This is a genomic window from Anaerocolumna aminovalerica (assembly GCF_900115365.1).
Taxonomy (GTDB): Bacteria; Bacillota; Clostridia; order Lachnospirales; family Lachnospiraceae; genus Anaerocolumna; species Anaerocolumna aminovalerica.
The window spans coordinates 1-11,001 of sequence record NZ_FOWD01000070.1 but is presented as its reverse complement, the minus strand read 5'-3'; the positions used below and the strand labels follow the sequence as shown (position 1 = coordinate 11,001).

Here is an 11,001-nt window from a genome sequence, read left to right as displayed (position 1 = left end):
ATTTGAAGAATGTGCAAAGACATACAGGAACTGGTCTGAAGGAATTTTGAATGCCTTTAAATATAAATATACCAACGGCCCTACGGAAGGCTATAATAACAAAATCAAGGTACTTAAAAGAATATCTTTTGGAGTCCGTAACTTTAAGCGTTTTCGGACAAGAATTATTCATTGCTCTATCTGATGATAACTGGACGACAAAAAATGAAAATGAAGAGGCTTATTTGGCATGCCCAAAAACAGGAATTATAGACACAAACATAAAAATGGTTCTAAATACAGTAATGGAGCAGGATTCAGAGAATCCCACCCCAAAACTTGACAAAGAGCCCAAAAAAAGACAAGCAAAATTACTTGTCTGGCAGTGTACTTGTCTTTTTTATTAAAAATACTTTTTATTTCCCCATAGATTACTTTTTTTTAAATCCACATATTCATTATAAGCCCGCTCTAATATCTGCTTTTCATTAGAAAATTTAAGCATATGATATGCTTCATGGAACTTGTAATATCCAGAGTCCATAAAGTATTCTTCCCGTTGTGGTTTGCTGTAATAGCTATCAGACATCATTAGATACCAATGAACATCCTTTATTACTGTATTCTGTGGCGTACTGAATGTATATTGACTTTTACCAATATATTTTATAATAGACGCATCCGCTCCTGTTTCTTCTTTCACTTCACGGATGGCGGTCTCCTTATATTCTTCTCCTTCCTCCACAGTCCCCTTAGGTAGAACCCAGCCTTCATACTTATTCTTATAGTTCTTATACAGTAGTAAAATCTTTCCTCTGAAAATAACTACACCTCCACAGCTCGTTGCCTCAATCATCGCAATTCCTCCTGTATTGTGGTGTGTCGACTTATCTAAAAATCATTATATTTCATTTTTTATAAAAGTTCAACTAAAATTTATGCATTTCGCACAAACCACATAAAAAGAACCTGGCTTACTTATTAAAATAGGCATCAAATATCTTAGATGCAATAGGGACAGCATAGCGGCTTCCTGTTCCCGAACTTTCCACTATGATACTTACAACAATTTCTGGCTTTTCTGCCGGTGCAAATCCTACAAACCAGGAATGTGCAGGCTTCCCTTCCTGATGTTCTGCAGATCCGGTTTTTCCTGCTGCCGTATACTTCTTGCCTCTTAAGGCACCTGCCGTTCCTGTTTTAACCGTTTCTGACATGTACTCCGTTAATATCTGTGCTTCTTCCGGAGTCATAAGTGTTTTATAAATTTCAGGCATATATTTCTTTACTACTGTTCCATTCACATTTTCAACATAATCAACTGCATAAGGTTTCATAAGAACTCCACCATTTGCTATGGCGGCTGTAATCAAGGCACTATGCAACGGTGTTATTTGTGTCTTTCCCTGACCGATTGCCGTTTGAGGCATCTCATTTATATTGGAGGAGCCTGATACTACAAAGCGGCTTGGATTATAAACTAAATTTGTAGGAAGGTTGGAGTTAAACAAAAATGTATCACAAAGTTCACGAAAGGATTTCATATTAATTTGGATACCCATATTTGCAAAAGAAGTATTGCAGGATTCCGAAAAAGATTTTTTAATATCTACTTCTCCATGCTTTTCATTACCATAACAGTGAATTTTAACACTATTAAAAACAGCTTCCCCAGTACAATTATACTTATAATCTTTATAGTTTGGGTTTTCTCTCATATACTGTAGTACGGTTAATATTTTGAAAATGGAACCTGGTGGATATAGCCCCTGGGTTGCCCGGTTTATTAATGCAGAATTATTCTCTTTATCTTCTACTAATTTTTCCCACATATTACTGATTTCATTAGGATCATAATCGGGTTTCGAAACCATGGCAAGAATTTTACCGGAAGAAGGTTCCATCACTACTATAGCGCCTTTATAATTGCCTAAAGCATCATAAGCAATCTCCTGTAGTTTCGAATCCAATGTAGTTACTACATTATCCCCAATATTCTTTTCACCGGATAGATCATTAAACACTTTAACAAATGCATTGTCGTTGGAAGTTAATAGGTGAAAATTTTCTATGGATTCTATCCCGGTTTTTCCTTTAAAAAACCGTCCTACTATATGGGAATACAGATTTTTATAAGGATAAAGCCTTGTTTCATTTCCTTTTTCATCTACAACGGTTTCCGCTAATGTTACTCCATCTGCAGATAGGATCTTTCCTCTTATTACATGCTCTGCCAAAAGATCTTGACGCTTGTTATAAGGGTTATTAATTACCTCATTGCTTCTTGCAATCATAAAATATGAAAAATATCCGATTACAAGCATAAATAATCCCACAAATACATAAGTAATATGAATAATCTCTCTATTTTTCCCATCTTTCTTAGCCCCGTCTTCTTTCAGCTCTTCTTCACGGTAGGCATCGGTATGATCTTGATTTCCCATATTTTCTTCGGATTTTTTTTTCTGAAAAGGAATCGATTTATGATTTTTTGGTTTTTTTAGTTTTTCTTCTCTTCTTCTCAATTTTCTCATTCCTATCTTGATTCATTATAAATAATCCCTGTATGATACTGAACATGATTACACTGCTTAATATAGAAGTTCCTCCATAACTGACTAAGGGCAAAGTAACTCCCGTAGACGGAATGAATTTTGTAACTCCTCCGATTGCTAAAAATACCTGGAACAGATACAAGGCACTTAACCCTAAGGCCAGCAATTTATAAAATAACTCCTGTATTTTCATTGCTATAGTAACAAACATTAAAAAGCAGCTTATACAAATTAAAATTAATAATATTGCAAAGAAGCCACCCATTTCTTCTGATATGGCAGAAAAAATAAAATCACTGTCTACAACCGGTATGCTGGTCGGAAGTCCCTGATATAAGCCCATACCAAACCATCCTCCTGTACCTATGGCAAACAAGGATTGGGATACCTGATATCCCTCATTATCAATTAATTTCCATGGGTCTTTCCAAGCCATCACACGAACCCGTACGTGATTGAACATATGATATGCCAAGTAAGAAGCAACACTTCCGGCTCCAAGTCCGGCAAAAAAATACAAGGGCTGTGAAGTGGCAATATACAGCATAATCAAATAAGTAATAAAAAATATTAAGGCTCCGCCCAGATCTTTTTCTAATACTAATATCAATACATGAGCCGCCGCTAACACCGTAACTACTGCCACATATTTAAAATCCCTTCTTTTTGACAACAAAGAAGCTATGGAAAAAACAAAAATGATTTTAACAAATTCAGAGGGCTGGAAAGTAAATCCTTTTATGGATATCCAGTTGGTTGCTCCATAATTGGAAACTCCAAAAAATAAAACAGATAATAATACTACAATTCCAAGTCCCCCAAATACCCAGCCAAAATCCTGTAGTTTTTTTAATTTCTCTATTATTATTGGTATAACAATGCAAAATACCACAGATAACGTTGCAATAGCAAACTGCTTCATAGCCTTGTCAAAATGCAAACGTGTAAGCATTATATATCCGATGGTTAATAATAACATCATATGGTTTAATAAAAACTTAGAGATGTTGCTATAAACCCAAGGGTAGATAGAAAAGATTACAAGCATTGCAACCACTTGTGCAATATATAACCCTGCAACCTTAAAACTACCGGTATTTAAAAACAAAACCAAATAGCTAACAAAGTGAAACAGATATATGATATGTTTCATCTTCCTATAAATTCTATCCTTTTTATCTCTGTCTGCCAAACTAAAAACGCGAAAAGCATAATAGGTATAAAAAGCTATAAAAACAATATTCAGATACTTTGATATTTGAGTGAATAAATTAATCAAACTAGCTCCGCCTCACTTTATTCTATACCTCTTTTAAAATGCCCTCTGGTATAATTTTCAATTTCTTCAACATGATTATTATATACATATTTTTGTATAAAAGATTGAATCACCTTACCGGTTTCCTCCGGTGTTTCAAAAGTAAAATTCAATCGAATATTTTTAGGTTCAATGCTAAGTACCTGTTCTTTATAATTTAATAAAGATAGGCATTGGCTATTATAAATAGTATTATAGCATTCCCTGCAATGTCTTTTCACTTGGAAGTTTTTATCAAATCGATCCATTAATTCTATCTTGTCCGTATTTGGTAAGCAGCAAGGTTCATCACTTGTTTTGTTATAATTCTTATTATTCCTGCCGGAAGAAGTCTTTGCCAGACATTGAGCAGAGACCATTAATGGTATCTTTCCATATACAATTATATCATTGTAAATTCCGTTTAATTCCTTTAATTCTGAATAATTCAACTCAACAGGAGCCGTTAATTTCACAACTCCTAAATCCCTCCAAAATGCAGCTGCCTGCCGGTTCATTACGTATAAGTTATAGTCAGTAATAAGGTCTTTACCTGATTGTGTTACATTCATAACAGAATGTATAAACTGGTACTCCTCTAAGTTTCGTAAAATATAACCATCTATAGTATTATCTTCCAATATATTTTTATTCTGCCTGTATAATTCATAAGTTGTTTTTCTAAAAATATGTGGGAGTATAATATAACATTTTTTGTTGCTTTCTTTTACTATCTTAGTCAATTTCAGCAAATCCTGAAATGGTACTATATCACTATCCATATATACAGCAGTTACTTCCGGGTAACTGCAGGCTACGGATAACTGGTTTTTATCAAAAACAGATACACTGATGCCCATATTGTTCATTCCATTGTTTTTGCTGCATTTCACAACACCAAAAATTTCTTTCGGTTCATGTTCTGCTATTCTTCTATATTGACTGGTTATGGCTTCAGATAATGCCTCTATTCCCTGACGCCTTAATTCGTTTAATTTTTGTACCGGTATAAAAGGATTTCCTTTTATACTAATCTGCAGATCTCTAAGAACATAAGATGTTTCTCTTGTTTTCATAATCTGTTTACGAATCTTATCCTCTGTCATTGGTTGATTCATCGCAGCTTCTATTATGTCTCCATTAACTCTGACATGAATATTTCCGTAATTTAACTCTAATATAATCGGTTCACCTGTGTCAATGATTACTTTTCCGGTAATCGGCATTTTCACTTCTTCTTTTAAATAATCCTCACCTAACTGATCCAATAAAAAATTATTTTTTGTCCGGTAGACTAAAAAACCAGGTTTAACCGGTGAACCTTTTCCCAGATTGACGGAATATATATTACCGGCTTTTTCGCTGTTTTTCACAGTAAACTCATATAGTTTTTCATCCTCACGTATTTCTAAAATATCTTGTGGATTAATATTCTGGATAAGCTGTATCTGTGCTTTACCCCCATTTACGCTCTTTACTTTTCCTACATGAACACCACTGTGGTTGGGGCGGCTTAAAGATATCATATTTCGTCCATTTCTATTTACAAAGTATCCTTGTGAAAAACCACCCCGATTATACAGATCCTGCAATAACAGAATATCTTCATTTAATTCCTCTTTGTGATCCTGCATATAACTTTCATATTTTTCTTTACCAAATTCCAGATACCTGTCCACATATTTACGGTACATATAGGTAACACCGGCAGCATATTCGGGGCGTTTCATTCTTCCTTCAATCTTAAAGGAATCTATGCCTGCTTCTATTAGCTCCGGTATCATATCTATGGTACTGATGTCTTTGGGGCTAAGTACGTATTTATCTTTATCTGAATTTAGAGCCTTGTTATCACCTTTTAGCTGGTATGGCATTCTGCATGGTTGTGCACATCTTCCTCTGTTACCGCTTCTGCCCCCAAACATACTGCTCATCAGACATTGACCGGAATAGCAATAACAAAGTGCTCCATGAACAAAAGTTTCGATTTCTAAATCGGTGCCCTTACGAATGTTTTTAATTTCTTCCAAGCCTAATTCTCTGCTGGTGACCAGCCTTGTTAATCCCATTTGTTTTAGCACATTGGCACCCTCTGCCATGGTAAGAGTCATCTGGGTACTTCCATGTATATCCAGACCAGGAAAATGTTCATGGATAAAATGCAAAACACCTGTATCCTGTACAATCACCGCATCGATTCCCTGTTCATAATATTTTACTAAATAATCATATAATTCATGTTCCAATTCTTTGTTCTTAAGCAGGGTATTCACAGTTAAGTATATTTTGGTATCGTGTATATGAGCATAATCTATGGCCTGAAGCATAAGTTCTTCGGTTAAGTTATCCGCATATGCCCTTGCACCAAATTTAGCACCCCCAATATATACCGCATCACAGGATGCATTAATTGCCGCCTTTAAACTATCCATAGAACCGGCCGGAGCCAGTATTTCAATTTTTCTCATAAATTACACCCATTGCATATCACATCTGATTACAGATGTGATACTGCCTAAATAAATAGGTTGAAAGAATCGTCTTGTGGCAACCTTTCTTTCCATTTTTTCTTTCAACCTTTCAGATACAGCGATGATGAAGAAGTTCAAAATGGGAATTCCTATGGATTCTCATTTTGTGTTCTACCAGTGTGAAGATGCTTTTCTTTCACACTTACACCTTTCGAATTTATAAAAATCCGCCTAGTAAGACATACAACGGTCTTCTATGCGGATTTGGTGCTACAAACGATTTTTATCTGTTAATTCCGTTTCTAAACGGATGATTTTCTTTTGCGCTTCGTTAAGCTCATCTTTTAAACTTTGCACTTCTTTTTCTTTTGCTTCCAATTTCGTTTGAATGGAGATTAATTCATGTTTTAAATTAAATATTTCTTTACTGCTATTTTCATTCTCAGTTTCTAAGTCTTTAATCTGATTACGTATCTTAAAATAATCATCCGCTATATTAATCTCTAATAAAATACTCTTCATTTCAGAATCCAGCATCTTATAAAAATCTTTTTTCTTAAACTCTGAATATTTATTGTTAATATAGGATGCAATCTTATGCAGATACTCTTCACTTTCATAACCTAGCAAATTGTACCGCTTATTATTAATAATCACTTCAATATCATTCATCTTATTCATAATGGACTCCCGAATTTTCCCGGGTACCCCCTCTCAGAGTTAATATAAGAAATACAGGTTCAGACACTTGATAACATATATTATAAACCAAGTTTTTCTCTTATACAAGCTTTTCTTGCCGCAAACCAAAATGCTTGTAAGCCACGTCTGAAACTACCCTGCCTCTTGGAGTCCGAAGAATCAGGCCTGTTTGTACCAGATAAGGTTCATACACTTCTTCAATGGTTCCGGAATCTTCTCCAATGGTCGTAGCTATGGTTTCTATTCCAACAGGCCCTCCGTCAAATTTATTAATCATGGTAAATAAAATTTCACGATCTGTATTATCAAGACCTAACTTGTCCACTTCCAGCAAATCAAGGGCAAAGTCAGCAATTTCTTTTGTTATTACGCCATCATATTTTACTTGAGCAAAATCCCTGACTCTTTTTAATAGGCGATTTGCCAGACGAGGTGTTCCTCTGGATCTTCTTGCAAGTTCCAATGCACCGTCTTCTTCTATTTTTACCTGGAATACATCAGAAGAGCGGCAAATAATTTCTTTTAGTTCTTCTACCGTATAAAATTCCAATCGATTTACTACACCGAATCGATCTCTTAAAGGCGGTGTTAACATACCTGCCCTTGTTGTTGCACCTACCAAAGTAAACTTAGGTAAATCCAGCCGAATGGATTTTGCGGAAGACCCTTTACCAATAACAATATCAATTGCAAAATCCTCCATAGCAGGATACAACAATTCTTCCACCTGCCTGTTCAGCCGGTGAATTTCATCTACAAAAAGTACGTCTCCTTCTTGCAGATTATTTAGGATAGCCGCCATTTCCCCCGGTTTTTCTATAGCCGGTCCTGAGGTAACCTTCATATTCACATCCATTTCATTGGCAATAATACCTGCCAATGTAGTTTTACCAAGACCGGGAGGTCCATAAAATAACACGTGATCCAAAGATTCCATTCTTTGTTTTGCAGCTTCTATGTACACCTTTAAATTCCCCTTGGCTTTTGTCTGACCGATATAGTCATCCAGCTTCTGAGGCCTTAAGGTATTATCTACTTTTTTATCTTCATCTGTTAAATCTGTTGTAATAATTCTTTTTCCCATTCTTACAGCACCTTTATATTAAAAATTTTAAGCTCTTCTTTAGGATATCTTCTGAAGACATATCTTCCGAAACATCAATATTTCTTACAACCTTGGCAGCATCTGTCTTCGAATAACCAAGAACCACTAAAGCCTGGATAGCTTCATGACGAATGTTTGCAATTGTCGAACCGGTGCTTGCCCCTTTTCCTTGTTCATTCATTTGATTCATCAGTTTTTGCTCAAAGGCATCTTCTAACTTTATTTTATCCTTTAATTCAATAATCATCTTACTTGCTGTTTTATTGCCGATTCCGGGAGCTTTTGAAATGGTTTTTGCATCATCGGATAATATGGCAAATCGTAAATCATCAGGGGTAATAGCAGATAAAATCCCAAGTGCACCCTTTGGACCGATTCCACTAACAGTAATTAATAGCTTAAACATATTCAAATCATCTTCTGTTAAAAATCCAAATAATCCAATGGCATCTTCACGAACATGCATATATGTATATATCTTAATGGCATTTCCTATTCTCGGCAAATCTTCTAAGGAAGATAAGGGCATTTTTATTTCATAGCCTATATTACCTGTTTCTAAAATTATGCCTTCCTCACACACTTTTACAAGTTCACCTTTTATATATGAAATCATACAGTCTGCTCCTATGTACAACCGGTTATATTTAAAGGCACAGCAACACCCATATGCTTTTCTTTAATATAACTAAGGTATTTATTTTATACTTTTTTCAATTATAGACTTCTAAAAAATCCTTGTAAAAAACTTGAGTTCATGGGTCTTTCCAAGGATTTTTTAGTAAGTTTTAATAGATTAGTATTGTATCCATTATACCGATAAAGCCTAAAATAATCAAGGCATTAAAAACAAACGTTTGCCTAAAGCTACATTAAGGTAGAAAACAGATTTAAAAATGGTTGATAAACTTTTAACTGCCAAGGCCTGTTTTTCCAATCAATATAGGATATTTCCTGACTTTCATTTATTGTTTTTAGAAAATCATCTTTAATTACCTGAATCACATCTTTATTGCACATCCACAGACCGCATTCGTAATGAAGGTAAAAGCTGCGGTAGTCCATATTAATGGTTCCAATAATACCACAATCTTCATTAATAATTGTTTTCGCATGAATAAATCCTGGAGTATATTCGTAAATCTTTACTCCTCCTTCTAATAACCTTCCGTAATTATAATTGGTTAAAATCTTTACATGTTTTTTATCCGGTATAAAAGGTGTTATGATTCTTACATCTACACCGCTCTTTGCAGCAGTAATAAGTGCTTGTTTCATATCATCCTCTATAATCAGATATGGAGTAGTAATATAAATGAATTTCTTCGCATAGGTTATAATTTGCTTATAAATATTTTCAATAGGATTGTTGGGATGGTTAACCGGACCGTCTGAAACCACATGGCAATACACATCATTTTTCTTAAACACTTTGGTAGGACGGTAAAGGTTATAATCAATAACCTGATTAGGATTACAGATTTCCCACATCTGCAGAAAAGTAACTGTTAACCCCCAAATCGCGTCTCCTTCCACACGTACCGCATTGTCTTTCCATGTACCAAAACGATGGACCAAATTTACATATTCATCAGCCAGATTCATTCCTCCGGTATATCCAATATTTCCATCAATAACAATTATCTTCTGGTGGCTTCTATAATTCATATATAACTTGTCTGTATATTTATGGATAGGGTTAAAAACACCTATTTGAAAGCCTTCCGCCTCTAAATTTCTTCTAAAATTCTTTGGGGTTCTTAAAGTAGCACCAAAGTCATCATACATAAACTTAACTTCAACGCCTTCTTTGATTTTACCCAGCAGCAGTTCATGAATTTTCCTCCAAAGAACACCGTCTGCAATAATAAAGAAGTTAATCAAAATAAATTTTTCTGCCTTTTGAATATCTTTAAAAATAGCTTCAAAGACATCTTCTCCCATAGGATAATAACTTATATGATTATTTTTAAATAAGGGAAATTGTTGAGACTCCAAATATCTTGACATCCTGCTTTTTGTAGGATATTTCTTTTCATATTCCTGTGCCAGTTCCGGATTATAATGATAATATTGATTACCATGGTTTAATTTTGCCAGAACTTTTTTCTCAATTTTCTTTTTTGATCCGGTCTTTCCCCACAAGGCATACATGATATGTCCTGTTATAGGCAGAATCAAAACAATGCAAATCCACCCCAACTTAAAGGAAGGGCTTCTATTATCATTTACTAAACCAATAGTAATAAATATACTGCCTATTTCAATTAACATATAAATATATATAGTTGATTCACTAAGCCAGTATGTAAGCAAAAGAATCAAAGCAAATTGAATCAGCACCAATAATCCCACTAACATAAATCGCAATGCACCACTAAAATAACTTTTTGATGTGCCTATCAAATCATCATTCAGTATATTGCTCACAATATCACCCCTTTTAATTCTTTCTTTCTTTTGTAAACTTTCTCTAGATTCTTTCAAAACATACTCCCTTTTTAAATTAGTACTGCTCCAGTAAAAGCCTTTACGTTTTCTTTGCTTTTCAATCACGATCTCTATATTTTCTTTCAGGACTTTCTCTATATTATCCAATAATTCTGTTAATTTATAACTGAAAAGTTTATTTTTTAAAAAATGAAATCGGTAAAAGAGCAAATCTCACCTCTATCTTACCATATTTATGTAATATTATATACTGCTATTCTATATAAATTTTTGCATTTAATAATATCGCCACTAGACTTTTCAGACAAACAATGACATTTATTTTAATATATGATATATTAAAAACGTAATGAGGAAAATGCAAGCTTGCTTGAATTTTCAGAGTGGAGTGCCAAGATCATGAACAAGCTTTTTTGTTCATGATATATTAAAAACGTAATG

Annotated in this window: 9 protein-coding genes; 1 reads left to right on the top strand and 8 read right to left on the bottom strand. The window is 34.3% G+C overall.

All coding sequences use genetic code 11. The features are described from left to right. Positions 1–184 (top strand): transposase (locus BM183_RS20150; protein WP_139221570.1); only part of this gene is annotated, 184 nt, incomplete at its 5' end. Positions 185–382: 198 nt separating this feature from the next. On the opposite strand, the gene BM183_RS20145 is transcribed toward BM183_RS20150, so the two are convergent. From BM183_RS20145 to cls, 8 genes are all read right to left on the bottom strand, one after another. Beyond that, positions 383–835 carry an NUDIX hydrolase gene (locus BM183_RS20145; RefSeq protein ID WP_091689362.1) on the bottom strand — a complete coding sequence of 151 codons (453 nt, stop codon included), beginning with the start codon at positions 833–835 and terminating at the stop codon, positions 383–385. 118 nt (positions 836–953) lie between these two features. After that, entirely contained in the window at positions 954–2,504 is a 1,551-nt protein-coding gene (locus BM183_RS20140) for a peptidoglycan D,D-transpeptidase FtsI family protein (protein ID WP_330392464.1), read from the bottom strand. After that, positions 2,461–3,813, bottom strand: coding sequence for an FtsW/RodA/SpoVE family cell cycle protein (locus BM183_RS20135; protein ID WP_091689360.1), 1,353 nt, complete (start codon positions 3,811–3,813; stop codon positions 2,461–2,463). Before BM183_RS20135 ends, BM183_RS20140 begins: the two co-directional genes overlap by 44 nt. Before the next feature lie 17 nt (positions 3,814–3,830). Next, complete coding sequence (locus BM183_RS20130; protein ID WP_091689358.1) at positions 3,831–6,299, bottom strand: U32 family peptidase; 2,469 nt, start codon at positions 6,297–6,299, stop codon at positions 3,831–3,833. Between the two features lie 273 nt (positions 6,300–6,572). Next, the gene (gene zapA / locus BM183_RS20125; RefSeq protein ID WP_091689355.1) at positions 6,573–6,983 is read right to left on the bottom strand and encodes a cell division protein ZapA; all 411 of its coding nucleotides are present in this window, start codon (positions 6,981–6,983) and stop codon (positions 6,573–6,575) included. Between the two features lie 100 nt (positions 6,984–7,083). After that, entirely contained in the window at positions 7,084–8,088 is a 1,005-nt protein-coding gene (gene ruvB, locus BM183_RS20120; RefSeq protein ID WP_091689353.1) for a Holliday junction branch migration DNA helicase RuvB, read from the bottom strand. Between the two features lie 13 nt (positions 8,089–8,101). Beyond that, complete coding sequence (ruvA, locus tag BM183_RS20115; protein WP_091689351.1) at positions 8,102–8,725, bottom strand: Holliday junction branch migration protein RuvA; 624 nt, start codon at positions 8,723–8,725, stop codon at positions 8,102–8,104. A 251-nt stretch (positions 8,726–8,976) separates the two neighbouring features. Beyond that, a complete protein-coding gene (gene cls, locus BM183_RS20110; protein ID WP_141398580.1) occupies positions 8,977–10,596 on the bottom strand; it encodes a cardiolipin synthase in 1,620 nt (539 codons plus the stop codon). Positions 10,597–11,001 lie beyond the last annotated feature (405 nt).

Bases quoted from the DNA above. Each gene is read 5' to 3' on its own strand.
- BM183_RS20145 (WP_091689362.1), bottom strand. From the start codon at position 835: ATGATTGAGGCAACGAGCTGTGGAGGTGTAGTTATTTTCAGAGGAAAG.
- BM183_RS20130 (WP_091689358.1), bottom strand. From the start codon at position 6,299: ATGAGAAAAATTGAAATACTGGCTCCGGCCGGTTCTATGGATAGTTTA.
- zapA (WP_091689355.1), bottom strand. From the start codon at position 6,983: ATGAATAAGATGAATGATATTGAAGTGATTATTAATAATAAGCGGTAC.
- ruvB (WP_091689353.1), bottom strand. From the start codon at position 8,088: ATGGGAAAAAGAATTATTACAACAGATTTAACAGATGAAGATAAAAAA.
- ruvA (WP_091689351.1), bottom strand. From the start codon at position 8,725: ATGATTTCATATATAAAAGGTGAACTTGTAAAAGTGTGTGAGGAAGGC.